Annotated in this window: 31 protein-coding genes and 1 pseudogene; 2 read left to right on the top strand and 30 right to left on the bottom strand. The window is 61.5% G+C overall.

Annotated elements, in window-relative coordinates:
- Nucleotides 1–67: 67 nt before the first annotated feature.
- The 29 genes from O1A05_RS07980 to O1A05_RS07840 all read right to left on the bottom strand — a co-directional run bounded on the left by O1A05_RS07980 (nucleotide 68) and on the right by O1A05_RS07840 (nucleotide 22558).
- Nucleotides 68–679: an adenylate kinase gene (locus O1A05_RS07980; protein ID WP_270104706.1), complete on the bottom strand. Its 612-nt coding sequence runs from the start codon at nucleotides 677–679 to the stop codon at nucleotides 68–70.
- A gap of 48 nt (nucleotides 680–727) precedes the next feature.
- A complete protein-coding gene (gene secY / locus O1A05_RS07975; protein WP_270104705.1) occupies nucleotides 728–2041 on the bottom strand; it encodes a preprotein translocase subunit SecY in 1314 nt (437 codons plus the stop codon).
- 185 nt (nucleotides 2042–2226) lie between these two features.
- Entirely contained in the window at nucleotides 2227–2697 is a 471-nt protein-coding gene (gene rplO, locus O1A05_RS07970) for a 50S ribosomal protein L15 (RefSeq protein WP_270104704.1), read from the bottom strand.
- Entirely contained in the window at nucleotides 2690–2920 is a 231-nt protein-coding gene (rpmD, locus tag O1A05_RS07965) for a 50S ribosomal protein L30 (RefSeq protein WP_270104703.1), read from the bottom strand. Before rpmD ends, rplO begins: the two co-directional genes overlap by 8 nt.
- A complete protein-coding gene (rpsE, locus tag O1A05_RS07960; RefSeq protein ID WP_270104702.1) occupies nucleotides 2913–3674 on the bottom strand; it encodes a 30S ribosomal protein S5 in 762 nt (253 codons plus the stop codon). The genes rpmD and rpsE overlap by 8 nt, the downstream gene beginning before the upstream one ends.
- Entirely contained in the window at nucleotides 3671–4045 is a 375-nt protein-coding gene (gene rplR / locus O1A05_RS07955) for a 50S ribosomal protein L18 (protein ID WP_270104701.1), read from the bottom strand. The genes rpsE and rplR overlap by 4 nt, the downstream gene beginning before the upstream one ends.
- Nucleotides 4045–4578 (bottom strand): 50S ribosomal protein L6, encoded by a 534-nt coding sequence (rplF, locus tag O1A05_RS07950; RefSeq protein ID WP_270104700.1) that lies wholly within the window; start codon nucleotides 4576–4578, stop codon nucleotides 4045–4047. The genes rplR and rplF overlap by 1 nt, the downstream gene beginning before the upstream one ends.
- Nucleotides 4579–4607: 29 nt before the next feature.
- Nucleotides 4608–5006: a 30S ribosomal protein S8 gene (gene rpsH, locus O1A05_RS07945; protein ID WP_270104699.1), complete on the bottom strand. Its 399-nt coding sequence runs from the start codon at nucleotides 5004–5006 to the stop codon at nucleotides 4608–4610.
- Between the two features lie 72 nt (nucleotides 5007–5078).
- A complete protein-coding gene (gene rplE, locus O1A05_RS07940) occupies nucleotides 5079–5666 on the bottom strand; it encodes a 50S ribosomal protein L5 (RefSeq protein ID WP_270104698.1) in 588 nt (195 codons plus the stop codon).
- The gene (gene rplX, locus O1A05_RS07935) at nucleotides 5666–6007 is read right to left on the bottom strand and encodes a 50S ribosomal protein L24 (RefSeq protein WP_270104697.1); all 342 of its coding nucleotides are present in this window, start codon (nucleotides 6005–6007) and stop codon (nucleotides 5666–5668) included. The genes rplE and rplX overlap by 1 nt, the downstream gene beginning before the upstream one ends.
- Nucleotide 6008: 1 nt before the next feature.
- A complete protein-coding gene (gene rplN / locus O1A05_RS07930; protein ID WP_270104696.1) occupies nucleotides 6009–6377 on the bottom strand; it encodes a 50S ribosomal protein L14 in 369 nt (122 codons plus the stop codon).
- A gap of 337 nt (nucleotides 6378–6714) precedes the next feature.
- A complete protein-coding gene (gene rpsQ / locus O1A05_RS07925) occupies nucleotides 6715–7008 on the bottom strand; it encodes a 30S ribosomal protein S17 (RefSeq protein WP_270104695.1) in 294 nt (97 codons plus the stop codon).
- The gene (gene rpmC / locus O1A05_RS07920) at nucleotides 7005–7325 is read right to left on the bottom strand and encodes a 50S ribosomal protein L29 (RefSeq protein ID WP_270104694.1); all 321 of its coding nucleotides are present in this window, start codon (nucleotides 7323–7325) and stop codon (nucleotides 7005–7007) included. The genes rpsQ and rpmC overlap by 4 nt, the downstream gene beginning before the upstream one ends.
- A 2-nt stretch (nucleotides 7326–7327) precedes the next feature.
- On the bottom strand, nucleotides 7328–7744 hold the full coding sequence (gene rplP, locus O1A05_RS07915) for a 50S ribosomal protein L16 (RefSeq protein ID WP_270104693.1): 417 nt from the start codon (nucleotides 7742–7744) through the stop codon (nucleotides 7328–7330).
- Entirely contained in the window at nucleotides 7744–8574 is an 831-nt protein-coding gene (gene rpsC, locus O1A05_RS07910) for a 30S ribosomal protein S3 (protein WP_270104692.1), read from the bottom strand. The genes rplP and rpsC overlap by 1 nt, the downstream gene beginning before the upstream one ends.
- The gene (gene rplV, locus O1A05_RS07905; RefSeq protein WP_270104691.1) at nucleotides 8575–8943 is read right to left on the bottom strand and encodes a 50S ribosomal protein L22; all 369 of its coding nucleotides are present in this window, start codon (nucleotides 8941–8943) and stop codon (nucleotides 8575–8577) included. It lies immediately after the preceding gene.
- A gap of 50 nt (nucleotides 8944–8993) precedes the next feature.
- Entirely contained in the window at nucleotides 8994–9272 is a 279-nt protein-coding gene (rpsS, locus tag O1A05_RS07900) for a 30S ribosomal protein S19 (RefSeq protein WP_270104690.1), read from the bottom strand.
- A 13-nt stretch (nucleotides 9273–9285) separates the two neighbouring features.
- Entirely contained in the window at nucleotides 9286–10125 is an 840-nt protein-coding gene (gene rplB / locus O1A05_RS07895) for a 50S ribosomal protein L2 (RefSeq protein WP_270104689.1), read from the bottom strand.
- Between the two features lie 36 nt (nucleotides 10126–10161).
- Nucleotides 10162–10467: a 50S ribosomal protein L23 gene (gene rplW, locus O1A05_RS07890; protein ID WP_270104688.1), complete on the bottom strand. Its 306-nt coding sequence runs from the start codon at nucleotides 10465–10467 to the stop codon at nucleotides 10162–10164.
- Nucleotides 10464–11090, bottom strand: a complete 627-nt coding sequence (gene rplD / locus O1A05_RS07885; protein ID WP_270104687.1) for a 50S ribosomal protein L4 — start codon at nucleotides 11088–11090, stop codon at nucleotides 10464–10466. Before rplD ends, rplW begins: the two co-directional genes overlap by 4 nt.
- A 4-nt stretch (nucleotides 11091–11094) precedes the next feature.
- Nucleotides 11095–11745 carry a 50S ribosomal protein L3 gene (rplC, locus tag O1A05_RS07880; RefSeq protein ID WP_270104686.1) on the bottom strand — a complete coding sequence of 217 codons (651 nt, stop codon included), beginning with the start codon at nucleotides 11743–11745 and terminating at the stop codon, nucleotides 11095–11097.
- 21 nt (nucleotides 11746–11766) lie between these two features.
- Nucleotides 11767–12075: a 30S ribosomal protein S10 gene (rpsJ, locus tag O1A05_RS07875; protein ID WP_119423456.1), complete on the bottom strand. Its 309-nt coding sequence runs from the start codon at nucleotides 12073–12075 to the stop codon at nucleotides 11767–11769.
- Between the two features lie 359 nt (nucleotides 12076–12434).
- Nucleotides 12435–12575, bottom strand: a complete 141-nt coding sequence (locus O1A05_RS07870; protein WP_270104685.1) for a hypothetical protein — start codon at nucleotides 12573–12575, stop codon at nucleotides 12435–12437.
- A gap of 9 nt (nucleotides 12576–12584) precedes the next feature.
- Nucleotides 12585–16037: a hypothetical protein gene (locus O1A05_RS07865; RefSeq protein ID WP_270104684.1), complete on the bottom strand. Its 3453-nt coding sequence runs from the start codon at nucleotides 16035–16037 to the stop codon at nucleotides 12585–12587.
- Nucleotides 16038–16528: 491 nt separating this feature from the next.
- Complete coding sequence (tuf, locus tag O1A05_RS07860) at nucleotides 16529–17719, bottom strand: elongation factor Tu (RefSeq protein ID WP_270104683.1); 1191 nt, start codon at nucleotides 17717–17719, stop codon at nucleotides 16529–16531.
- Between the two features lie 276 nt (nucleotides 17720–17995).
- Entirely contained in the window at nucleotides 17996–20110 is a 2115-nt protein-coding gene (fusA, locus tag O1A05_RS07855; RefSeq protein WP_270104682.1) for an elongation factor G, read from the bottom strand.
- A gap of 54 nt (nucleotides 20111–20164) precedes the next feature.
- Entirely contained in the window at nucleotides 20165–20635 is a 471-nt protein-coding gene (gene rpsG / locus O1A05_RS07850; RefSeq protein WP_270104681.1) for a 30S ribosomal protein S7, read from the bottom strand.
- On the bottom strand, nucleotides 20635–21009 hold the full coding sequence (gene rpsL, locus O1A05_RS07845; protein WP_270104680.1) for a 30S ribosomal protein S12: 375 nt from the start codon (nucleotides 21007–21009) through the stop codon (nucleotides 20635–20637). The genes rpsG and rpsL overlap by 1 nt, the downstream gene beginning before the upstream one ends.
- Nucleotides 21010–21250: 241 nt before the next feature.
- A complete protein-coding gene (locus tag O1A05_RS07840) occupies nucleotides 21251–22558 on the bottom strand; it encodes a carboxylate--amine ligase (protein ID WP_270104679.1) in 1308 nt (435 codons plus the stop codon).
- A gap of 68 nt (nucleotides 22559–22626) precedes the next feature.
- On the opposite strand from O1A05_RS07840, the gene O1A05_RS07835 reads away from it, so the two are divergent.
- A complete protein-coding gene (locus O1A05_RS07835) occupies nucleotides 22627–23841 on the top strand; it encodes a lipid II:glycine glycyltransferase FemX (protein ID WP_270104678.1) in 1215 nt (404 codons plus the stop codon).
- 3 nt (nucleotides 23842–23844) lie between these two features.
- On the opposite strand, the gene O1A05_RS07830 is transcribed toward O1A05_RS07835, so the two are convergent.
- The gene (locus O1A05_RS07830) at nucleotides 23845–24339 is read right to left on the bottom strand and encodes a hypothetical protein (RefSeq protein ID WP_270104677.1); all 495 of its coding nucleotides are present in this window, start codon (nucleotides 24337–24339) and stop codon (nucleotides 23845–23847) included.
- Nucleotides 24340–24748: 409 nt separating this feature from the next.
- On the opposite strand from O1A05_RS07830, the pseudogene O1A05_RS07825 reads away from it, so the two are divergent.
- Nucleotides 24749–25756: pseudogene (locus tag O1A05_RS07825) on the top strand (IS110 family transposase); the annotation flags it as partial.
- Nucleotides 25757–25775: the final 19 nt, after the last annotated feature.

Below are 25775 nucleotides of genomic sequence, written 5' to 3'. Positions count from 1 at the left end.
CTTCTGATAACGCAAGAACGCTGGGCGGCACCTGACGGAGCCGTCCCAGCGTTCTGTGTTCAGCCGATCAGCTGTCGGCGTTGATCACGGGCAGGGTGCCTGTCCGCGCACGAACGTTGTAGACCGCCTGCAGCAGACGCTCGGTGATGTCATCGATCTGACCGGTGCCATCAACTCTTGCCACGATGCCCTGGTCCACATAGGACTCAATCACGGCCGCAGTCTGCTCGTGGTAGAGGTCTAGACGATGCTGGATGACCTCGGAGGTATCGTCGGCGCGACCTTCGGAGTCTGCACGTGCCAGGAGGCGCTGCACGAGTTCTTCGTCCGGCACCTCCAGCTGGAGTACGACGGACAGTGAGTGGCCGGATGCCTTCAGCATCTCGTTCAGTGCCTCGACCTGGCCCGCGGTGCGCGGGTAGCCGTCGAGCAGGAATCCGTTGGCGGCATCTGGCTGCTTGATGCGGTCCTCCACCATACGGTTGGTGACGTCATCAGGAACAAAGTCACCGTTGTCGATGTACTTCTTTGCTTCCTTGCCAAGATCAGTCAGTTCTTTGACGTTGTACCGGAAGATATCGCCGGTGGAGATGGCGACGATTCCCATCTTGTCCGCAATACGTGCGGCCTGGGTACCTTTACCTGACCCCGGAGGGCCCATGATGAGCATACGAGTCATGACTTGTCCTATCCTCTACTGCTTGGTCTTCGGGCATGCCTGTGTGTTTCAGCGCAGCAATCCCTCGTAGTTTCGTTGTTCCATCTGAGCGTTGATCTGCTTCACCGTCTGGAGTGCCACACCGACCATGATCAGGATCGAGGTACCACCGAACGGGAAGTTCTGGTTGGCGTTGATCAGCACGAATGCGATCAACGGAATCAGTGCAAGGCAGCCCAGGTACAGGGCGCCGAAGAAGGTGATGCGCGAGATGACGTATTCGAGGTACTGCACGGTCGGCCGACCGGCGCGGATTCCGGGGATGAATCCTCCGTAGCGCTTCATGTTGTCGGCGATGTCCTGCGGGTTGAACGTAATCGTCACGTAGAAGTACGTGAAGAAGATCGTCATCAGGAAGAACATCAGCATGTAGATCGGATGGGATCCGGTACCGAAGTACTGCTGCAACCAAATAACCCATTCCGCCGGCTGTTCGCCTGACGTGGGATCCGGCTGATTGAACTGAATCAAGATCTGCGGAAGCATCAGGATCGACGATGCGAAGATCACCGGAATCACACCGGCCATGTTGACCTTGATCGGAATGTAGGTCGTGGTTCCGCCGACGGTACGACGTCCGATCTGACGTTTTGCGTACTGGACGGGTATACGACGCTGCGAGTCTTCGACGAAGACCACCAGAGCGATTGTCAGGAGACCGACCAACAGCACGATCATAAAGGTGCGCCAGCCCTGAGTCGTCCAGATCTGGCCCAGGCCTGCCGGGAAGCCAGCAGCAATGGAGACGAAGATGAGCAGCGACATACCGTTGCCCACTCCGCGTTCAGTGATCTGTTCGCCCAGCCACATGATCAAAGCAGTACCGGCGATTAAGGTGATGATCATCAGCATGATCGTCCAGAGGTTATCGTTCGGAACGATCGGCAGATTACAGTTCAACAGCGCGCCGGTCCGTGCCAACGAAACCAGGGTGGTCGCGTTGAGCGCCGCCAGGGCGATGGTGAGGTAGCGCGTGTACTGGGTGAGCTTGGCCTGACCCTGAGGGCCTTCCTTCTGCAGCGCTTCGAAGCGCGGGATCACGACGCGGAGCAGTTGCACGATGATCGCCGCGGTAATGTACGGCATGATGCCGAGGGCGAAAATCGAGACCTGCAACATGGCTCCACCGGAGAACATGTTCACAAACGAGTACAACCCGCCCTGGGTTTCACCCTGAGCAAGACACATCTGTACGTTGCCGTAGTCCACCCCTGGGGAAGGGATGAAGGCTCCGATGCGGTACACAATAATGATTCCGATAGTGAACCAGATCTTGCGTCGCAGATCGGGAGTCTTAAAGACTCTGGCAATCGTGCTGAACAAGCGTCCTCCTGGTGACGTGTGGAAAGCGGTCAGCTCGGCAGAGCCAGACTCGAGGTTGTTCGATAGCTCCAACAAAAGCAGGTGCAAAAAGCACCATCGCCGATTCTACCGTTAAATGAGGCGACCCTCGATCGTGCCGACGAAATAGTCGGTCGATCGAGGGTCACACCCTACTGTTCAGAGGGTCACACCGTTTCGGTGGAACCGCCTGCAGCCTGGATCTTCTCGATAGCCGAAGCGGAGAAGGCGTCAGCCTTCACGTTCACAGCCACCGTGATGTCGCCCGAGCCCAGCACCTTGACGGGCTGGTTCTTGCGCACGAGTCCCTTTTCCACCAGAGTCTCCACGGTGACGTCGCCGCCCTCGGGGAACGTGGCAGAGAGCTTGTCCAAGTTCACAACCTGGTACTCGGTGCGGAACGGGTTCTTGAAACCGCGCAACTTCGGAAGGCGCATGTGCAGCGGCAGCTGCCCACCTTCGAAGCCTGCAGGCACCTGGTACCGTGCCTTGGTGCCCTTGGTACCACGGCCGGCAGTCTTGCCGCCCTTGCCACCTTCGCCACGGCCGTACCGCAGCTTGGACTTGCGTGAGCCCGGAGCCGGGCGCAGGTCGTGGACCTTCAACGCGTCCTGGCCATTCTCAGCCTGCTCAGCCATTGTTGACCTCCTCAACCTTCACCAGGTGAGACACGGTGTTAACCATGCCAACGGTGGCCGCGTCAGCCTTACGCGTCACGGTGTGACCGATCCGCTTCAGGCCGAGCGAGCGCAGTGTCTCCCGGTGCTTGAACTTGCGTCCCGACTGGGACTTGATCTGGGTGATCTCCAGCGTTGCATCGCTGGCAACCAGGTTCTTCGGGGTGGTGATCAGATCAGCCATTTGACGCACCTGCCTTCTCTGCGCTCTTTTTGGCGCGGTCGGCCTCGATCGTGCGCAGCATCGCGTGCGGGGCAACCTCGTCAAGGGCCTTGCCGCGACGAGCTGCCACGGCTGCAGGCTCTTCGAGCTTCTTCAGGGCATCCACGGTCCCGCGCACGATGTTGATCGCGTTCACGGAACCCATGGACTTGGACAGCACATCGTGAATGCCAGCGCACTCCAGTACGGCACGCACCGGCCCGCCGGCGATCACACCGGTACCCGGGGACGCCGGACGCAGGAGGACAACACCAGCGGCGTCTTCACCCTGCACCAGGTGCGGAATGGTGGAACCCACGCGAGGAACGCGGAAGAAGGACTTCTTAGCCTCTTCCACACCCTTAGCGATAGCGGCCGGAACTTCCTTGGCCTTGCCGTAGCCGACGCCAACCATGCCGTCACCGTCACCGACGACCACCAGAGCGGTGAAGGAGAAACGACGTCCACCCTTCACAACCTTGGACACGCGGTTGATGGCCACGACGCGCTCGAGGAACTTGTCGCGGTCATCCTCACGGGAGTTGTTGCGTCCGCCACGCTCGTCGCGACCGCCACGGCCGCCACGACCTGCGCCACGGCCGGAACCACGTCCACCACGATCGGTGTTCTGGCTCTCGGAACCGGCAGAGGTCTCGGACACTGACTCTTGATTTGCAGCGGTGTTCTCGGTGGCTTCGGTCACCTGAGCGTCCTTCTCGTTGTTATTCTCGGTCACAGCTCCAGCCCACCTTCCCGGGCGCCCTCAGCAACAGCTGCAACGCGCCCGTGGTACTTGTTTCCTCCGCGGTCGAAGACCACAGCAGAGACGCCAGCAGCCTTGGCACGCTCAGCGACAAGTTCGCCTACCTTGCGGGACTTGGCGGACTTGTCGCCCTCCAGTGCACGCACGTCGGCTTCCATGGTCGATGCCGAAGCCAAGGTGATGCCCTTGGTGTCGTCGACGACTTGGACGAACATGTGACGCGAGGAGCGGTTGACCACCAGACGCGGACGAGCCGCAGTGCCGGTGATGCGCTTGCGAACACGCAGATGACGGCGCGAACGGGAGGCGTTCTTGCCCTTGCCCTTTACAGTCAACGTGGACATTACTTACCTGCCTTTCCGGCCTTGCGGCGAACCTGCTCACCCACGTAGCGGATGCCCTTGCCCTTGTAGGGTTCGGTCTTACGCAGTTTGCGGATGTTCGCAGCGGTTTCGCCAACCTTCTGCTTGTCGATGCCGGTAACGGTCACCTTGTTGCCCTCGACCTGGAAGAAGATGCCTTCGGGAGCCGGGACAGAAATGGGGTGAGAGTAGCCCAGAGCGAACTCGAGGTCGGAACCCTTCGCCAGCACGCGGTAACCGGTGCCGATGATTTCGAGCTGCTTGGAGTAACCCTCGGTGACACCGATGATCATGTTGTTGATCAGAGTACGGGTCAGCCCGTGCAGTGCACGGGACTCGCGCTCATCGTCAGGCCGGGTCACCGTGATCGTTCCCTCTTCGAGGGTAGCCTCGATGGGACGATCAATAGTGTGGGCGAGTTCGCCCTTGGGACCCTTGACACTGACATCAGCGCCGTCGATCTTCACCTCTACGCCTGACGGCACGGTGATCGGAAGACGTCCAATACGTGACATATGTGTTTGCCTCTCTTCCGTCTATCCGTTTACCAGACGTAGGCGAGGACTTCCCCACCCACGCCCTTCTTTGCAGCCTGGCGGTCGGTCAGCAGACCGGAGGAAGTCGACAGAATGGCAATACCCAGTCCGCCGAGCACGTGCGGCAGGTTGGTCGACTTTGCGTAGACGCGCAGCCCGGGCTTGGAGATACGGCGCAGGCCAGCGATGGCACGCTCGCGCTGCGGTCCGAACTTCAGCTCGATGCTGAGGGTCTTGCCAACCTCTGCAGCTTCTTCTTTCCAATCGCTGATGTAACCCTCGTTCTTGAGGATCTCGGCCAGCCGCACCTTCAATTTGGAAGATGGCATCGACACGGAGTCGTGGGAGGCCGAGTTTGCGTTGCGCAGACGTGTCAGCATGTCTGCGACGGGATCGGTCATCGTCATGTGGGCTTCATGCCCTTTCTCGCTACGGTTTCCCGGACCGGTTCACCGGATGGGACCTGTAACGTAGAGGATTTACTGTTCGTTCTTGAACGGGAAGCCCAGAGCGCGCAACAGCGCCTCGCCTTCCTCGTTGGTCTTAGCGGTGGTCACCACAGTGATGTCCATACCGCGCACGCGGTCGATCTTGTCCTGATCGATTTCGTGGAAGACGGATTGCTCGGACAGACCAAAGGTGTAGTTACCGTTGCCGTCGAACTGCTTCGGGTTCAGCCCGCGGAAGTCACGAATACGCGGCAGAGCCAGCGTGACCAGACGATCCAGGAATTCCCACATGCGGTCGCCACGCAGGGTTGCATGCGTACCGATGGGCATTCCTTCACGGAGCTTGAACTGGGCAATGGACTTACGAGCACGGGTCACCTGGGGCTTCTGACCGGTAATAGCGGTCAGATCCTTGATGGCGCCGTCGATCACCTTGGAGTCGCGAGCTGCCTCGCCGACACCCATGTTCACAACGACCTTCACCAGGCCGGGAACCTGCATGACGTTCTCGTAGTTGAACTTGTCCTGCATCTGAGCAGTGATCTGCTCGCGGTACTTCACCTTGAGCCGAGGGGTGACCTTCGGTGCTGCGGTGGTCTCAGTCTGAACCTCAGTCATCACAGCTCCTTTCCGGAGGCCTTGGCGTAGCGGACCTTGACGGTCTTCTCCACGCCGTTCTTCTCAACAGTCTCGAAGCGGTAGCCCACGCGGGTTGGCTTCTTGGTCTCCGGGTCGACGACAGCAACGTTGGAGATGTGAAGCGGCGCCTCAACGACCTGCAGGCCGCCTTCAGTGGAACCATTGTTGTCTTGACCAGCACGCAGGTGCTTGGTCACGCGGTTCACGCCTTCGACGAGAACACGCTCCTGTGCCGGGAACACGCGAAGCACTTTGCCCTGCTTACCGCGGTCCTTGCCGGAAATGACCTGAACGAGGTCGTCCTTTTTGATCTTCGCCATGTCAGATCACCTCCGGTGCCAGAGACACGATGCGCATGAAACGCTTGTCGCGCAGTTCACGACCAACGGGACCGAAGATACGGGTACCGCGGGGTTCGTTGTCCTGACGCAGAATGACGGCTGCGTTCTCGTCAAAACGAATGTAGGAACCGTCGGGACGGCGGCGCTGCTTGCGCGTACGCACCACAACTGCCTTCACGACGTCGCCTTTCTTGACGTTGCCGCCAGGAATTGCGTCTTTTACGGTGGCGACGATGACGTCGCCGATGCCTGCGTAGCGGCGTCCGGATCCCCCGAGAACACGGATGGTCAAGATCTCCTTGGCACCAGTGTTGTCGGCGACCTTGAGCCGCGACTCCTGCTGAATCACTCGATTACTCCTTGCGTCTCGCTGGTTCTCATCCGAGTTTCAGATGAGCCTTGCGGAACTTCATTTGATGTCTCCCAGGCTGCTTACCCCTGCCCCTTGGGCGAAAGGACCGCTGCCTCAGCAAGCCTAGGATCCATCAGAAGATCCGCATCTTGATGAGACGGTCCCCGCAGGGCAGGGCCGAGGCCGCCGGCGGGAGTATGTGCGAAACCCTTGGCTTGCGGGGTGGATAGGCCCGCCAACAAAGGCGCACAGGGACACTAGTCTACAGCACGAAGGCCCTGCACCGAAATCTCGGTCCAGGGCCTTCGTGAATCAGCTGAGAACGATGTGTGCCTTACTTGGCGCGCTCGGTGATCTCAGCCAGACGCCAGCGCTTCGTCGCAGACAGCGGGCGAGTCTCGGCGAGGAGAACGTGGTCGCCGATACCGGCGGTGTTCTCTTCGTCGTGAGCCTTCACGCGCTTGGTCTGGCGCATGATCTTGCCGTACAGCGCGTGCTTCTTGCGATCCTCGACCTCGACGACGATGGTCTTGTCCATCTTGTCCGAGACGACGATGCCACGCAGGGACTTACGGTAGCCGCGCTCCTGTGCTGCGTCGGCTGCGGTGTTGTTAGCGGAATCAGTCACTCTGCATCCTCCTCAGCCTTTTCAGCTTTCTTCGCGGCAGACTTACGTCCACGGCTCTTCTTCTCTTCCTTGACGTCTTCAGCCGGGGCTTCGACGTTCTCACGGATACCCAGCTCGCGCTCACGCAGCAACGTGTAGATGCGAGCGATATCGCGCTTGACGACCTTGAGGCGGCCGTTGTTGTCCAGCTGACCGGTAGCCGACTGGAAACGCAGGTTGAACAGCTCGGCCTTGGCCTTCTTCAGCTCTTCCTGCAGACGGGCGTTGTCGAAGCCGTCTAGTGCTTCAACGTTCAGCTCCTTCGAACCGACTGCCATGATCACTCACCACCCTCTCGGCGAATAATGCGTGCCTTCAGCGGCAGCTTGTGGATCGCCAGACGCAGTGCTTCGCGGGCAACCTCTTCGGAAACGCCGGAGAGCTCGAACAGAACGCGACCCGGCTTGACGTTGGCCACCCAGAACTCCACAGAGCCCTTACCGGAACCCATACGGACTTCGGCAGGCTTCTTGGTGAGCGGGCGATCCGGGAAGATCGTGATCCAGACCTTACCGCCACGCTTGATGTAGCGGGTCATGGCGATACGAGCTGCTTCGATCTGACGGTTGGTGACATAGGCCGGGCCCATGGCCTGGATACCCCATTCACCGAAGGTAACCTGGGTGCCACCCTTAGCAGCTCCACCGCGCTTGGGGTGGTGCTGCTTACGGTGCTTGACTCGACGAGGAATCAACATCAGGCGTTGCCTCCTTCAGTTGCGGCGGCGGGCTGAGCCGATGCCGATGAGCTGTCCTGCGCACCTGCCTGGCCTGCAACACCGCGGGCACCGCGGTCGTTACGACGACGACGCTCTCCGCCACCACCACGGCGCTCACCGCCGCGGCCACGACCGGAAGGAGCAGCAGCTTCCTTCGCAGCCAGTTCCTTGGCGGTCAGGTCGCCCTTGTAGATCCAGACCTTCACACCAATGCGGCCGAAGGTCGTCTTTGCTTCGAACTTGCCGAAGTCGATGTTCGCACGCAAGGTGTGCAGCGGCACGCGACCTTCGCGGTAGAACTCCGAGCGAGACATTTCAGCGCCGCCGAGACGACCAGCGCACTGGATACGAATACCCTGAGCGCCGGCACGCATGGCCGACTGAATCGACTTCTTCATCGCACGGCGGAAAGCCACGCGAGATGCGAGCTGCTCAGCGACACCCTGCGCCACCAGCTGTGCGTCCACCTCGGGGTTCTTGACCTCGAGGATGTTCAGCTGAATCTGCTTCGAGGTGAGCTTCTCGAGCTCGCGACGAATACGATCTGCTTCCGCGCCACGGCGACCGATCACGATTCCGGGACGGGCGGTGTGGACGTCCACACGCACGCGGTCTCGGGTACGCTCGATTTCCACCTTGGAGATGCCGGCGCGCTCCATGCCGTCGGTCATCAGCTCGCGGATCTTCACGTCTTCCTTCAGGAAGTCGCTGTAGCGCTGGCCTTCCTGGTTGGAGTCAGCAAACCAGTGCGAGACGTGGTCGGTGGTGATGCCGAGGCGGAATCCGTTCGGGTTGATCTTCTGACCCATTTACTTGACCCCACCTTTCTCTTCCTCGGTCGCAACGACCACGGTGACGTGGCTGGTGCGCTTGTTGATGCGGTAGGCACGACCCTGAGCACGCGGCTGGAACCGCTTCATGGTCGGACCTTCATCGACGTAGGCTTCGCTGATGAACAGCTCGTCCTCATTGAATGCGAGACCGTCGCGATCTGCCTTGGTCCGCGCGTTGGCCACAGCGGATGCGACCAGTTTGTATACCGGCTCCGAAGCGCCCTGCGGGGCGAACTTCAGGATGGCCAGGGCTTCGTTCGCCTGCTTGCCACGGACAAGATTGACGACGCGCCGGGCCTTCATCGGCGTTACACGCAGGTAGCGCGCAATTGCCTTGGCTTCCATTGCTATTCCTCTTTCGAATTTCTCGAATGACCGAAGAACGCACCGCTGAATCAGCGGCGGCCCTTCCTGTCGTCCTTCACATGGCCGCGGAAAGTCCGCGTGGGGGCGAACTCGCCCAGTTTGTGTCCAACCATGGACTCGGTGACGAACACCGGCACATGCTTGCGGCCGTCGTGCACGGCGATGGTGTGGCCGAGCATGTCCGGGATGATCATCGACCGGCGGGACCAGGTCTTGATGACGTTCTTGGTGCCCTTTTCGTTCTCAGCAAGAACCTTCAGGTAGAGGTGCTGATCGACGAAGGGACCCTTCTTGAGGCTGCGTGGCATCTCTGGTCAGCTCCTATCGCTTGTTCTTGCCAGTACGACGGCGACGCACAATGAGCTTGTCGCTTTCCTTGTTGGGACGACGGGTGCGGCCTTCGGGCTTGCCGTTCGGGTTGACCGGGTGGCGACCACCGGAGGTCTTACCCTCACCGCCACCGTGCGGGTGGTCGACCGGGTTCATGACAACACCGCGGACGGTCGGGCGAACGCCCTTCCACCGCATACGGCCGGCCTTACCCCAGTTGATGTTCGACTGCTCGGCGTTGCCAACCTCGCCGACGGTAGCGCGGCAGCGCACGTCAACGTTGCGGATTTCGCCGGAGGGCAGACGCAGCTGGGCGTACTTGCCTTCACGAGCGACCAGCTGGATGGATGCGCCAGCGGAACGGGCCATCTTGGCACCGCCACCGGGACGCAGCTCCACAGCGTGGATCACCGTGCCGAGAGGGATGTTGCGCAGAGGCAGGTTGTTGCCAGGCTTGATGTCGGCGTTAGGGCCGGCTTCAACGGCGTCGCCCTGCTTCAGCTTGGCTGGAGCCAGGATGTAGCGCTTGGTGCCATCGACGTAGTGCAGGAGGGCGATGCGAGCGGTACGGTTGGGGTCGTACTCGATATGAGCGACCTTCGCCGGCACGCCGTCCTTGTCGTGACGGCGGAAGTCGATCAGACGGTACTGACGCTTGTGTCCGCCGCCCTTATGGCGGGTCGTGATCTTACCGGAGTTGTTCCGTCCGCCGGTCTTCGTCAAAGGACGAAGAAGCGACTTTTCCGGAGTGCTCCGAGTGATTTCTGCGAAGTCGGCTACCGACGAGCCACGCAGGCCCGGGGTAGTCGGCTTGTATTTGCGGATTCCCATAGATACTTTCCTCGATTAAGTGGTCTCCGGACGTCGTCAGACGGCCGGACCTCCGAAGATGTCGATGGTGCCTTCCTTCAGCGTGATGATGGCCCGCTTGGTGTTCTTACGGGCACCCCAGCCAAAGCGGGTGCGCTTGCGCTTCCCGGCACGGTTGATGGTGTTGACGGAGCTCACCTTGACGTCGAAAATCTTCTCGACGGCCAGCTTGATCTCAGTCTTGTTTGAGCGCGGGTCCACGAGGAAGGTGTACTTACCTTCATCGATGAGGCCGTAGCTCTTTTCCGACACGACGGGCTGAATGATCACGTCGCGGGGGTCTTTGTTGATGCTGCCGCTCACTTGGCTGCCTCCTTCTTGGCTTCTGTTGCGGCCACGAAGGCCTCAAAAGCGGGGCGAGTGAAGACGACATCGTCGGAGATCAGCACGTCATAGGTGTTGAGCTGGTCCGAGTACAGCGTGTGCACCTTGGGCAGGTTGCGTGCGCTGAGTGCTGCGACATCGTCCTGACGATCGATGACGACCAGGAAGTTCTTGCGACCTTCACCCAGCTCGGCCAGAACTGCCTTAGCAGCCTTGGTCGAGGGAGTGCCGCTGACGAGCTCCTCGATCACGTGGACGCGACCGTTGCGAGCGCGATCCGACAGGGCACCGCGCAGAGCGGCGGCCTTCATCTTCTTGGGGGTGCGCTGCGAGTAATCGCGCGGAACCGGACCGTGGACGATGCCACCACCGGTCATCTGCGGTTCACGAGTCGAACCCTGACGTGCGCGGCCGGTGCCCTTCTGGCGGAACGGCTTGCGACCGCCACCGGACACCTCACCGCGGGTCTTGGTCTTGTGGGTGCCCTGGCGGGCAGCTGCCAGCTGAGCCACAACGACCTGGTGCATCAGCGGGACATTCGCCTGCACGTCGAAGATCTCAGAGGGCAGGTCCACAGTGACCTTCTTGACATTGGTAGCCATGTGCTCATGCTCCCTTCACTGCGGTGCGGACCAGAACAATGCGGCCCTTAGGACCGGGAACGGCGCCCTTGATCAGCAGCAGGTTGTTCTCCACGTCGATGCCGTGAAGAGTCAGATTCTGGGTGGTGGTACGGGCGTTGCCCATGCGACCAGGCATGCGCTGACCCTTGAAGACGCGGCCCGGGGTGGCAGCGCCACCGACAGAGCCGGGCTTGCGGTGGTTCTTGTGCTGACCGTGGGACGCACCGACGCCTGCGAAGCCGTGACGCTTCATCGCACCGGCAAAACCCTTGCCCTTGCTGTTGGCGGTGACGTCGACCTTCTGGCCAGCTTCGAAGATTTCCACCGTGAGGTCCTGGCCCAGGGTGTAGTCAGCTGCGTCGGCGGTACGGATTTCGACCACGTGCCGGCGCGGGGTGACGCCAGCCTTTTCGAAGTGGCCGGCCAACGGCTTGGTCACCTTGCGCGGGTCGATCTGCCCGTAGGCAATCTGCACGGCGGTGTAGCCATCGGTTTCTTCATTGCGCAGCTGAGTGATCACGTTGGGCTCAGCCTTAACCACGGTGACCGGGATGACGTTGTTGGCGTCGTCCCAGACCTGGGTCATGCCGAGCTTCGTGCCCAGCAGTCCTTTGATATTCCGGATAGCGGTCATAGTTTTCTCAGCACCTCCCTCTTAGAGCTTGATTTCGATATTGACGTCCGCGGGCAGGTCCAAACGCATCAGCGAGTCGACGGCCTTCGGAGTCGGGTCCACGATGTCGATGAGGCGCTTGTGAGTGCGCATCTCAAAGTGCTCGCGGCTGTCCTTGTACTTGTGGGGAGAGCGGATCACGCAGTAGACGTTCTTTTCCGTCGGCAGCGGCACTGGGCCCACTACCGTCGCGCCTGCGCGTGTGACCGTGTCAACGATCTTCCGGGCGGAAGTGTCGATCACTTCGTGATCATACGACTTCAGCCGGATGCGGATTTTCTGTCCCGCCATGGCGTCATGCCTCTTTCGTACTTGTAGTCCGTACCTGTCCCTGTGTACGCGAGGTGAAGTTCAGAACTCTAGCTCGCGCTTGTATTTTCCTTGCGCAGGCCGAATCCGTAGAAACGGGTTCCTCGCCCTGCCAAGTCATCGACCCACGCGGTCGGGCGTGTCGCATAGCGTTTTTCAGTCACGCTGGCTTCGACGGCCTGATCATGTGGGGATATTGTCATCGCTCGCGAGCCCTGTACCAGCCAAACAGCGGGCACGACTCACCGAGAGCAACCTGTCTAGTATGACAGAACTTCGCCGTTGACGCGAATCTTGGTGAGGATCAGGCAATTGTCGCTCGCAATCCCTCAGATTCTGGGCTATTGACCGTTACGGTTAGCCTTCTGGATGCGTTTGGCGCGCTGGATCTCTTTACTGAAAGTGCGGCGCAGTTTAGCCACTGCCCACACGCCACCTGCGATCACCACGAAGATGACGAGCAGCCAGACCAGAGTCTCCATGCAACTACCTTACGACATGATCGTGGTGTTTCGATCATCTTGCTGACTGCTTCGTTGCCGGCTGAGCCGCTTGAGCTGCCAAATCGCCACAACGATAAGTGCGACGCCGAGAGCACCCAGCCAGAGGTACGGCAACCACCGCAGGTAATAGAGAATCGACAGGCCGACTCCCACGGCGCCCCAGACCAACGTAATCCGGTCGCGGACGATCAGCCCGATGGCGATGAAGGCCGCGAAGCAGATAATGACTGCAAGCTGACGGGCCGCAGTTGGTTCGGCAATCACGACCGTAGCGTTCACCGTAAACACCGTCATGCCTGCGTACCACCAGATCATGATCCTGATGCGCTCCCCGTCGGCCCGCTGAAGGTGATGGCCGAGTCCCCAACCGATCATTGCGAAGCTGGCCCCGGAGATAATCCACCAGACAGCTCCATCGAAGTGGGGATCGGTCAGCTGGTCAGCAGCGATACAGAGGTTCAGAAGGCTCCAGGCCATAGCGATGTCGTGGATATTTCTGTTCTGCAGCGGTGACGGAAGATCCGCCTGTTCCGGCCCCCAGCTCCATCCGACCCGTGCAATGTGGAGGGCGATCAACCAACCGGCGACCAACGCCAGGAGCACCGCAAGGATCGTCAAAGCGGGGTGATCCGGTGATGCCCATAATGCAACAGCACCTCCGAGAAGTAGCCCGAGAGCGCCTGAACGAAGGAACATCATCACCGGACGGATCGCGGTGCCCATTAAGGGAACAGCCCAGGTCTGGGGAATCGATACCGCTCGACCAACAAGCACCATCAGCAGTGCGGACACCATATGAACCAGGGCGAATCTCAGCCCAGCATCCCAGTCACTGCCCCAAAGCATCCCGTATTCGCCCCACCAGCTCACACCGGCGAGCGTGGCCACCGCTCCGATGGCCGCCGCCACGGGTACCAGGATGGAGACGTTCCGGGATCGGGCAAAAATCAAGACAACGAATGGAAATGCCACCAGACCGAGGAGCATCCATCCCCAGTCTGCGACGGACTCAACATGGTCGACGCTGACCATGGCACCGAGCAACCAGGCGACCGCAGAGATCACGGGAGCCATCAGCCACTCCCCGACTTTCCTCTCTGCACTTGCTGGCACCGTCGAGGTGGAAGTACGACGCAACCGCAGGTCCACCACGGCGGCAGTGATCGTGAGCGCCCAGAGCAACGGAGCGAGCACGAAGGCGGGGAAGACAGCATCGCGCAAGGGCCCGTTGGACAGGTCGAGAACCGGACTCAAGCTCACCGTCAGGAACGTACCGCTGATCACGGCGCACCAGACCGATCCCCAACGGCGTTCAATCAAGACGAAGTATGCGCTCATGAAGCCGGCGAGCAGCACCGCGGCAAGTCGGTCCTGGCCAGACCCGCCCTCGATAAACCAGAGCATCACAGTCATCATGAGCAAGAGTCCGCCAGCCACATTCCGGTGAATCACCGGTATCAGCTCGATGTTCACACATCGGTAGGCCAGTAGGATGCCGACGGCGGTTGCCGCAAGAGCAATGCGGATCCATGAACCGGCAGCCCCTAATTCATCAACCAAATGCGGCACCGTGATCAGTGCGACAATCAACGCGCCCCAAACGCCAACACGACGCAGTGGCTGCATGAGCCCCACCGAAGGGAGAAGAGCAATGAGCCAGAGCCAAGCAGCAATCAACGTCCAGACTCCAACGCCGGTGAACACCAGGTCGTGTCCGTACAGATACGGCAAAATCGCCCATGCCATCACGGTCGGCACCACCATCAACGCCCATTGCGAGCCATGATTGCGAGCTCGCAACCGCACCGTCGCGCACGTGAACAAGACCATCACGATGCCCACCAGCAACCAGCCGCCAGCGGTACCCAGGTCGAGTACGTCGACGGAGGTGTACAGGCCAGCTTGCATCAACCACATCGAGACCACGGCGAAGCTACCCCACGCGGCTTCCGGGGCGCCACGGCCGGGTAGATCATGCGCCGGAATCAACAGGGAGACACACGCCCAAACCATGACGAGCAGCCCGGCAATAATCTGCGCATGACTGGACGGCATCTCCAAGGTTCTCGACAGCATCCACAGTAAGAGAATCAGCGCGACCGCCGCTAACTGTAGTGCCCACCAGCGGTCCCAACGCACCTCAGAGGTCGCGTTATCACTGCGACGACGATAGCGATGACCAAGCGCGCCCAGGGCCATACCCGCTGCCGTTGACTGTTGAAGCCAACCATGACCGGACGAGTCGACCCACACCGGCGCCGTGGCGAGGACCATAACGCCCAACATGGCGAGATGAAAACTTGCGGCCTGTTCTGCGCGGCCGTGAATCACGGTATATCCGATCGCTACCAGGACCAGGGTGATAACCAGACCGTCGATCATCCACGTGCCGGTGTCGAAGAGTGCACCGCCGCGTGCGGCTAAGCCAATGAAGACGGCTACGCCAAAGCACACACCGGCGTCACGCAGTGCCCCCACACCAGTAGGGGTGAATCGACTCTCTTGCAGCACGTTCCAACGACGGGCGGCAAGAACCAGCACGGATTGGACGAGCAGAATGCCTCCGAGCAGCGCAACGGTCGCCGACCAGGACCAGTTCAACACTGAACCCGCCGGGATGAACGCAAGGGTGACCAAGACGCGAGCTGCATAGGTCTGCCACAGGCGGGCTCGTGGTGACGAAAGCACAGCCGCCGCGTTGACGTAGTAGGCGGCAGCTGCCAGGAGCAGGGCAAGAACCTCACGGGCGGGGAGTGAGAAGCCAAGCACGAGTGTTGCCGCAATGATCGCTGGCACCAACAGCATGTGTGTCTGGTGCATCGCTCCTCGGTAGCGGTCCCATCTGGTGGGGTGGTCCGTACTGGAACGAGCGTTCCTGCCCAACCATGTCATGGCCACGCTAACGAAGATGGTGAGGAGCAGTCCCCACACCATTCCGCGTTGCAGCACGGCACCGACCGACAACGAAACCGAAATCACAAACGGCATGGTCAGGTAGACGGCGACGCGCGAGTCAAACCGCTCGGCAGCAATGACCATCAGGATCAGGCCGAGGACTGAGGTGATCAACGACGATAGCGCGGGGTTATTGAGGCCCAACTGGTCTAGTGCTACCCCGGCCAACGGAATCATGGCGAGCCCGGTTCCGGTGAAGGCCAGTGCAGCCGACCGCAAGACCACACTCACCCCATGCAGAATCAAGCCGCCCGCGTAGAAGAGTCCGATCAAACACAGGATTCCGACCATGCGGGTGGTGTGCGGCAGTGTGGAGGTGAGGAAGAGGGCGGATGCCGCCACGATCAACAGTGCTGCGATGTAGAGCGTGATGTTGATGTTGCGTCGCTGGCGTCGTGCTCCGGCTTCAGGGTCTACCGTGGCATGATGCCGTTGCAGTGGAGCAGTCGCGGCGCCTACTCCTGTTGGCGCGCCCCCTGGAACCATAGCTGGGGCCGATGTGCCTGGATCAAAGCCGCGAGGAACAGGTGGTGGCGCTGTCGTCATAGGCGGTGCCGCCCGTGGCAGGGCCGGACCGGACTCTACTGCGCAATCAGCAACCTGCGGTGAAGCATTCAGGGGTTCGGGTGAGGTCGCGGCCTCGGGGCGACTGCCCTGCCGTGCGGCGTCGTGACCCTCTTGCCATGCTTGCGCCATGCGACGACGCAAGAGTTCCTGGTGATTCGTGGCGGCGGTCTTCGCACGAGCGCGGGCCACCAAATACGTGATGAGTGCACCAACCAGCCCACCGAGGATGAAGAGGACCACCTATGGAACCACCCTGCCTGTTCGGGCGCCAGTGAACCGCACGCCTTGCCATCGTTGATCTTTCATTCACTGTAATAGAACAGATCGAGACTACGAGAGGGTTTTCCACATTAAAGCCGCGACCCCCGCAGTCCGAAGACTACGGGGGTCGCGGCGCGCTAAACGCTAGATCACTTGGTGATCTTGGTGACGCGGCCTGAACCAACGGTACGGCCACCCTCACGGATAGCGAAGCCGAGGCCTTCTTCCATGGCGATCGGCTGGATCAGCTCGACCGACATTTCGGTGGTGTCGCCGGGCATAACCATCTCGGTGCCCTCAGGCAGCGTGATGACGCCGGTGACGTCGGTGGTGCGGAAGTAGAACTGCGGGCGGTAGTTCGAGTAGAACGGGTTGTGACGGCCACCCTCGTCCTTGGACAGGATGTAGACGTTCGCCTCGAACCCGGTGTGCGGGGTGATGGAGCCGGGGGCCACAACAACCTGACCGCGCTCCACGTCCTCGCGCTTCAGACCGCGAAGCAGCAGGCCACAGTTCTCGCCGGCCCATGCCTCGTCGAGCTGCTTGTGGAACATCTCGATACCGGTAACGGTGGTCTTCTGCAGGTCGCGGATACCCACGACCTCGACCTCGGAGTTGATGGCCAAGGTGCCGCGTTCTGCACGACCGGTGACCACGGTACCGCGACCGGTGATGGTGAAGACGTCCTCGATCGGCATCAGGAACGGCTTGTCCTTGTCACGAACCGGGTCCGGGATGTACTCGTCGACGGAGTTCATCAGGTCCTCAACGGACTTGACCCACTCGGCGTCGCCTTCGAGGGCCTTCAGAGCGGAGACGCGGTGCACGGGGGCATCGTCGCCGTCGAACTCCTGGGAGGAAAGCAGCTCACGAACTTCCATCTCCACCAGCTCGAGCAGCTCTTCGTCCTCGACCATGTCGGACTTGTTCAGAGCAACCAGCAGCGCCGGAACGCCAACCTGGCGGGCCAGCAGAACGTGCTCACGGGTCTGAGCCATCGGGCCGTCGGTAGCGGCAACAACGAGGATCGCGCCGTCCATCTGGGCGGCACCGGTGATCATGTTCTTGATGTAGTCGGCGTGACCGGGGGCGTCAACGTGAGCGTAGTGACGCTTGTCGGTCTGGTACTCCACGTGGGAGATGTTGATGGTGATACCGCGCTGGCGCTCTTCCGGCGCGGAGTCGATGGTTGCGAAGTCGCGTGCTTCGTTCAGATCCGGGTACTTGTCGTACAGGACCTTTGAGATAGCAGCGGTCAGCGTGGTCTTACCGTGGTCAACGTGGCCAATGGTACCGATGTTGACGTGCGGCTTCGTCCGCTCGAACTTTGCCTTCGACACAGATTCCTCCTAGAACTGTTCGACTGAAAGAAGGTGATACAGCCGCTCGTGGCGAACTGATTCGTGTCCAGTCTACTGTCGGGTGTTACTGATTTCTAAATCTCCGGATTTCAGGACCGGTCCGGGTGACGGCCATCGGGCCGTCCTGTCGGACCGGACCGAAAGTCCTGGGATGAAACTCTCCTCCGGAGTGCGGAGAATCCCTCCTGTTTCAGCTCGGTGGCGGCGAACCGCCACCGAGCCTCACAAGCTATTTTCAGCGAATGATCGCGAGGATCACTCGCCGCTGTTCTTCTGGACGATCTCGTCGGCCACGGCCTTCGGGACCTCAGCGTAGGAGTCGAAGGACATTGAGTATACCGCGCGACCCTGGGTGCGGGAACGCAGGTCACCGATGTAGCCGAACATCTCCGAGAGCGGCACGTTGGCCTTGACCACCTTCACACCCGCGGCATCTTCCATCGACTGGATCTGGCCACGGCGGGAGTTCAGGTCACCGATGACGTCGCCCATGTACTCCTCAGGGGTACGCACCTCGACCTTCATGACCGGCTCGAGAAGAACCGGGTTGGCCTTGCGCATGCCTTCCTTGAAGACCTGGCTACCTGCCAGCTTGAACGCCATCTCCGAAGAGTCAACGTCGTGGTATGCGCCATCGACCAGAGTGGCCTTGACACCGACGACCGGGTAGCCGGCAAGAACACCGAACTGCATGGCAGACTGGATGCCCTGGTCCACGGAGGGGATGTATTCGCGCGGGATGCGGCCACCGGTGACCGCATTCACGAACTCGTACATCTCGCCGTCTTCCGACTCCAGCGGCTCGAAGGTGACCTGCACCTTCGCGAACTGGCCGGAACCACCGGTCTGCTTCTTGTGGGTGTAGTCGAGCTTCTCCACCTTGCGACGGATGGTCTCGCGGTAGGCCACCTGCGGCTTGCCGACGTTGGCCTCCACGCGGAATTCGCGCTTCATGCGGTCAACGAGCACGTCCAGGTGCAGCTCGCCCATGCCACCGATTTCGGTCTGACCCGTCTCTTCGTTGAGATTGACGGTGAACGTCGGATCCTCAGCGGAGAGCTTCTGGATAGCGGTGGAGAGCTTCTCCTGGTCGCCCTTCGACTTCGGCTCGATGGCCACGGAGATCACCGGGTCGGGGAACTCCATGGATTCAAGGATGATCGGGGCGTCGGTGGCGCATAGGGTGTCACCCGTGGTGGTGTCTTTCAGGCCGATGACCGCGTAGATGTGCCCGGCGACAACCTCTTCGACCGGGTTCTCCTTGTTCGCGTGCATCTGGAAGAGCTTGCCGATGCGCTCCTTCTTGCCCTTGGTGGCGTTGAGGATCTGCGAGCCGGCTTCGAGGCGACCCGAGTACACGCGGATGAAGGTCAGCTGACCGAAGAAGGGGTGCGCGGCGATCTTGAAGGCCAGTGCCGAGAACGGCGCTTCCTTCGAAGCCTCGCGCTCCATCTCCTCTTCCTCGTTGCCCACGGCGTGGCCCTTGACGGCGCCAGCGTCCAGCGGGTTGGGGAGGTACTCCACCACGGCGTCCAGCATCGGCTGCACACCGCGGTTCTTGAAGGCGGAACCACAGAAGACAGGGTAAGCCTCAGCGTTGATGGTCAGCTGGCGCACGCCGGCCTTGATCTCGTCCTCGGTGAGCTCTTCGCCCTCGAGGTACTTTTCCATCAGCTCTTCAGAAGTTTCAGCAACGGCTTCAACGAGTTCGCTACGGTACTGCTCAGCCTTCTCCTGGAGATCGGCGGGGATCTCACGGGTTTCGTAGCTGGCACCCAGGGAAACGTCGCCCTTGGCGTCGCCTTCCCACACCATGGCCTTCATCGAAATCAGGTCGACGACACCGATGAAGTCGTTCTCAGCGCCGATCGGCAGCTGCATCACCAGCGGCTTGGCACCCAGACGATCCACGATGGTGGAGACGGTGAAGTAGAAGTCCGCGCCCAGCTTGTCCATCTTGTTGACGAAGCAGATACGAGGAACGTTGTACTTGTCGGCCTGACGCCACACGGTCTCCGACTGGGGCTCAACACCTTCCTTGCCATCGAACACGGCAACGGCGCCGTCGAGGACGCGCAACGAGCGCTCCACCTCGACGGTGAAGTCCACGTGACCGGGGGTGTCGATGATGTTGATCTGGGAGTCGTTCCAGAAGCAGGTCACCGCGGCGGAGGTAATGGTGATGCCGCGTTCCTTTTCCTGTTCCATCCAGTCGGTGGTCGAGGCGCCGTCGTGGGTCTCGCCCAGCTTGTGGTTCACACCCGTGTAGAACAAGATGCGCTCGGTGGTAGTGGTCTTGCCGGCATCGATGTGAGCCATGATGCCGATATTGCGGACCTTCGTGAGGTCAGTCAGCACGTCTTGTGCCACAGTGTCTCCCTGGGTTGAGTCGACCTAGTTGGTGTACTTGCGGGAACCGCAGAATTACCAGCGGTAGTGTGCGAAGGCCTTGTTGGACTCGGCCATCTTGTGCGTGTCCTCGCGGCGCTTCACAGCGGCACCAAGGCCGTTGGAAGCATCGAGGATCTCGTTCATCAGACGCTCGGTCATGGTCTTCTCGCGGCGGTCCTTGGAGTAGCCGACGAGCCAGCGCAGCGCCAGAGCGGTTGCGCGGCCGGGCTTGACCTCGACGGGCACCTGGTAGGTGGCGCCACCGACACGACGAGAGCGGACCTCGAGGGCTGGTCGGACATTGTCCATGGCCTTCTTGAGGGTGGCCACCGGATCGGCGCCGCTCTTCTCGCGGGCACCCTCGAGGGCGCCGTAGACGATGCGCTCGGCGGTGGACTTCTTACCGTCTACGAGCACCTTGTTGATCAGCTGGGTGACCAGTGGGGATCCGTAAACCGGATCAACGACGAGGGGGCGCTTCGGCGCAGGACCCTTACGTGGCATTACTTCTTCTCCTTCTTAGCACCGTAGCGGCTGCGAGCCTGTCCGCGATTCTTGACGCCCTGGGTATCCAGAGCGCCGCGTACGATCTTGTAGCGCACGCCGGGGAGGTCCTTCACGCGGCCACCGCGCACGAGCACGATGGAGTGCTCCTGCAGGTTGTGACCCTCGCCGGGGATGTAGGCGGTCACTTCGATGCCGCCGGACAGGCGAACACGTGCGACCTTACGCAGCGCGGAGTTCGGCTTCTTGGGGGTGGTGGTGTACACACGGGTGCACACACCGCGGCGCATGGGCCGACCCTGCAGCGCAGGTGCGTCAGTCTTACTGACCTTCGGTGAGCGGCCCTTGCGGACCAGCTGCTGAATCGTAGGCAATAGTCTCTCCGTACTCATTGGCTGTCAGTCCTGCGGGCACACAGGTCGGGCCCGCGTTTACCAGGACTGCTGGTGGTCGTTCAGCACGTCGGGCGGAAGAAATCCAGCCCCTAGGCGTGCAAAAATGTGGCCTACGTTGCGCAAGAACCCCGCAACACGGACTGAGTCCCTAGTGCCACACTCAAAACAATCGTTCCAAGCATACCAGCAACTCACCCAGCTGGGAATTCGTGGTAGGTCACTACCGGGATGCCTCTAGATCGGCGGCGGATCTGCGGCGTTGAACCCAGTGGTAAAGCCGGCGCTGCCAGTGGCGATCGGCCGGGTAATCCCAGGGATCCTGCAGAGTGCCCAAACGCTTCGCTTCCGTGAGGGTGCGGCGCTGAGACTCGTTGGCATAGCGGTGCGCGAGCGCTTGCGAAATGGTCAGGGAAGCGGCCGGTCGCTGGTGTGGTTGGCGCGGGGCAAACGGTGATGGCGAGGGGGCCGCGGTGTCGTCGTCACCAAATTCCGCCAAGAGATCCACCACCGGGTTAATTCCGGAGGCGGTCAGGTAGAAGTGGTGGCGCCCCAAACGGGGGTTCATCTCCAGGAACACGGGCTCGCCGGTATCGGCGTCGACCTTGAGATCGAACATGGCGAATCCGTGCCAGTCCAGGGCCTCGAGCAACGCAGTGCCCTGGCTGGTGATCTGGCGCTCCTGTTCGGTGACTTCGGCGGGGACAACAATGGCGCGAGCATTGCCTTCCAATCCTGGGGCGTGGTCCTCGATGATCACTTCGCCGAGCCCGGCGCTGCGGATCCCGCCGGTGCGGGAGCGAAACAGATGCAGGATGCGCAGTTGGGAGTCCGCGCCGGCCACGTAGTCCTGGACGATGAGCCCGGCGCGGTATCCGGCGCCGGAGGCGCGGCGGGCCAACCGGGCGACATCGTCGTGGGAATGGGCCAGGTGCACCTTGCGACGACCTTCGAAACGGACATCGGCCCAGGCGCCGCCGTCGTCGGCTTTAACCACCACGGGCCAGCTCAAGCCGGCGGTGTCGATCTGCGCGGCGATCGCGGAGCGGGCGTCAGCGTCGTTGCTATCGGCGAGCTCGGGTCCGCAATCCACCGTGGTGGTGCGCGGGTAGCGGACGCCGAGTTGCTCGCAGAGGGCGTAGAACCGGTCCTTGAGCGCGCCGCGATCGAGCTGGTCCACGGTGAGTTCCGGGATGCGGTAGCCGAGTTCGGTGAGTTCCTCGCGGTGATCGAGCACGATGCGCACGAGGTGGTCATAGCCGGGCATCAATAACAGCGGGCGGCGGTGGCCTTCGAGCACATCTGCCACCCGACTGAGGTCGGCGAGTACCTTCTTGGGTTCAAGCATGGGGCCCACCGGGAAGAGCTGGGCGATGCGGGTACCGGTGAAGTTGCGGTTGACGGAGGTGGGAACGACAGCGGAGATCAGCCCGGCCTGTTCGTGGAATTCCCGGGCCAGTGAGTACGCTCCGAGATCGCCTCCCGTGATCACTGGGACGAGGGGCTGGTCCGAGGGGACGGTCACGCTCATGGGGCCAACTTACCAGTGCCGGGGCGGGCCAACAGGACTCTTGAAGTTCGATGGGTTATGTTGAAGGCGTGACACCAGAATCTTCCTCGCGCCCCGCATCAGCTTCCTTGAGAATCGAGTCGATCACTGACGAGGTCCACCACGGTTTCCTCGCCGCACGTCCGGCGTCCTTCCTCCAGAACCCCCGCTGGCCCCAGGTCAAGACCGACTGGCGCGGTGAGTCGTTGGGGTGGTTCGACAGCGAAGAGCTGGTGGCGGTTTCGGTGGTGCTGCATCGCCACTTACCGGTTCCGCTGCTGAAGAGCCGCAGCCTGGCCTACCTCGCTGATGGTCCCGTGTTTGACCCTGCGCGGGTGGAACTGGGCGCGATTCTGGCGCCACTGGCTCCGTACCTGCAGCGGCAGGGCGCCTTTATGATTCGCATGGGCCTGCCTGTGGTGCATCGGCGCTGGGATTCCCAGGAGGTGCGGCGCGCGCTGGCGGCCGGGGAACATCAGCTGATCACCGATCTGGAGCCACTGGAGGTCAATGAGCAGGCGGAGGCGATGCGTCGCACCCTGCTCGACGCCGGATGGGTCGAGCCGAGCGCGGGCGAGGATTTCGCCGCGGGCCAGCCGCCATTCCAGGCGCGGATTCCGTTGCCTGAGCAGCCCGAGCCACGCCCAGAGCCCGGAGCCGTCGTGTCTGAGGACCCGGCGGAGTTCACCACCGTCGTCGATGAGGTTTTGGGGCGAATGGATCAGTCCTCGCGCCGCCAGACCCGCAAGTCGACCCGCACCGAGCTGACGGTGCGCGAAGGAGGGCTCGAGGATCTGGGCGTGTGGCAGCGCCTGTACCAGGAGACGGCTGAACGCGATGGATTCACCGGACGCCCGCAGAGCTACTTCGAGCGGATGTACCGGGAGCTCAACGACTCCCCCACCGCAGAGTGCCGACTCTTGCTGGCCTATCTGGAGGACCAGCCCTTGGCCGCTGCCATCTATGTGCGTCAGGGCGACACCGGCTGGTACGTTTACGGCGCCTCCTCTTCCGAAGAGCGCAAGCGCTACGCACCACGCGCCCTGCAGCTCGAGCAGCTGCGTCGTTCGCTGGCCGCCGGCGATCGCTGGTACGACCTGGGCGGGGTGTCGGCCACGCTGAACCCGGAGCACGAACTGGCCGGTTTGACCCGGTTCAAGACGACAATGGGCGCCGATGTGGTGCAGACCCTGGGCGAATGGGATCTGCCGCTGAACAAGGTGCTGACCCGGGCATTCAATCTCTACATGGCGCGCCGCGACTAGACCCTAGACGGAGACGTCTCCGTAGCAGTGCAGCGCGGAACCGTAACCGTGAGGCAGCCCCTGACCCTGGGCCCAGGACGTGAGCACCTCGATCAACTGCGCACGGGTGAGCAGCTGCACGTTGGTTGCCGCCGTCGTCGGTGAATTGCCTTCCTGCTCGGCGGCATGCGCGCCTTGGCCGATGCGGAAGTTGTAGGCACCTTCGGGGACCACCGAGGCGAGCTCCAACTGGAACCGCTGCTCCCCCAGGTAATACATCTGGGCGTAGCGGGTGACCGGCTCGTCGTCTTCCAGCGTCAGCCCGTCCGTGACATCGTTCAGGCCCAGCACCAGATCCGCGATCTGGCCCACGGACTCCAGTTCGTTCCAGCCCTGGCCCTGAAAGTCCTGCTTGTACTCCCACCACAGCTCGGTCGCTGGCTGTGTGGTCTCCAACAGCTCCAAGTGCTCGCGCGGAGGCATGACCCCCGCGGGAGACACGGTCTTCTGCTCGCTCATCTGGCGGCTCCTCTCTGTTGCCGCCAGCCTAAGAGCAAGCACGGACATTGAAGATGGTAAGGGCGCGGGTTCGTCGGTGTGACTCCCACTCGGACTGACCAGCATGTGTCTTGATCGTGATGTGTCCACCGGCCCCGCCGCCTCGAAAGGACTCTGAGAGTGGGACTGACATCGCGGTGTCTGGCGAGGAGGATGGGATCATAAGGCCTCCGGTGTGGCCCAGCACTAGGACTGAACCGCTGTTTCCCGCTCGTGATCTGCCCACCGGATACAGGGGCCTTACATGGAGGTGATCCAGCCGGACGGACATGACCTCATAGGAGCCTGGTGGTCCCGGCCTCGTCAATGTCTTGTCTGCCCGTCCGGCCGGAGCCTTCCCAAGGTTGAACACAACGAGAAAGGCAGTTCCATCATGGCAAGTTCCGCACTGGATGTATACGCCGGGGTTGATACCCATGCCGAGACACACCACGTAGCCGTGATCGACGGGTTGGGACGCCGACTCGGTGACACCGAGTTCCCCACCACGGTTCTCGGTTACCAGCAGCTCTTGGCTTTCGTGGGTGAGTTCGGGACGGTCCAACGTATCGGTGTGGAGGGAACTGCCTCGTATGGGGCCGGGCTCACCGCCTATCTGCGGGCCGAGCGGATCGTGGTGCGAGAAGTCATCCGCCCCAGCCGGGCAGCCCGCCGCAACGGCAAGTCCGACCCCATCGATGCTTATGCGGCGGCCCGGAGCGTCGCAGCTAACGACGACCTGCCGATCCCGAAGCTGCTGGATGGCGAGGTCGAGCAGATCAGGGTCACACTCCGAGCCCGCAGCAGTGCCATTAAGGCCCGCAACGTGGCCATGGTCCAGATCAAGGACTTCCTCACCACCGCACCAGCCCGGGTACGAGAGGCTTACCGGTACTTGTCTGATGAGGAACTCATCGAGGTACTGGCCGCTAGTCGTCCGCAATCAGATCAGACGCTGAAGCGGGTGTTGCGTCGATTGGCGCGGCGCTATGAATACCTCGGTGAGGAAATTGATCAGGCGGTCGAGGAGCTGGAGGTGCTGACGGTTCGGGTGGCTCCGGAGCTCACTCAGGCTCGAGCGATCGGTACGATCACCGCGGCCCAGTTACTTGTCACTGCCGGGGCTAATCCGGAACGGGTCAAGTCCAAGGCTGCTTTCGCAGCATTGTGTGGTGTGAGTCCGATCTCGGCTTCTTCCGGTAAGACACAGCGTCACCGCCTCAACCGAGGCGGGGATCGGCAAGCGAATTGGGCGTTGCACCGGATCGTGATGGTCAGGATGGGCAACGATGAACGTACTCGTCGCTATGTTGAACGCCGCACCGCTGAGGGAAAGGGAACCAGGGAGATCATGCGATGTCTGAAGAGATATGTGGCTAACGAGGTCTACACATTGATTCTTGACCCTGATCAAGTCC

Origin of the sequence: Citricoccus sp. NR2, from assembly GCF_027594385.1 — a bacterium.
Classification (GTDB): Bacteria; Actinomycetota; Actinomycetes; order Actinomycetales; family Micrococcaceae; genus CmP2.
This window is presented reverse-complemented; position numbering and strand designations above follow the sequence as displayed.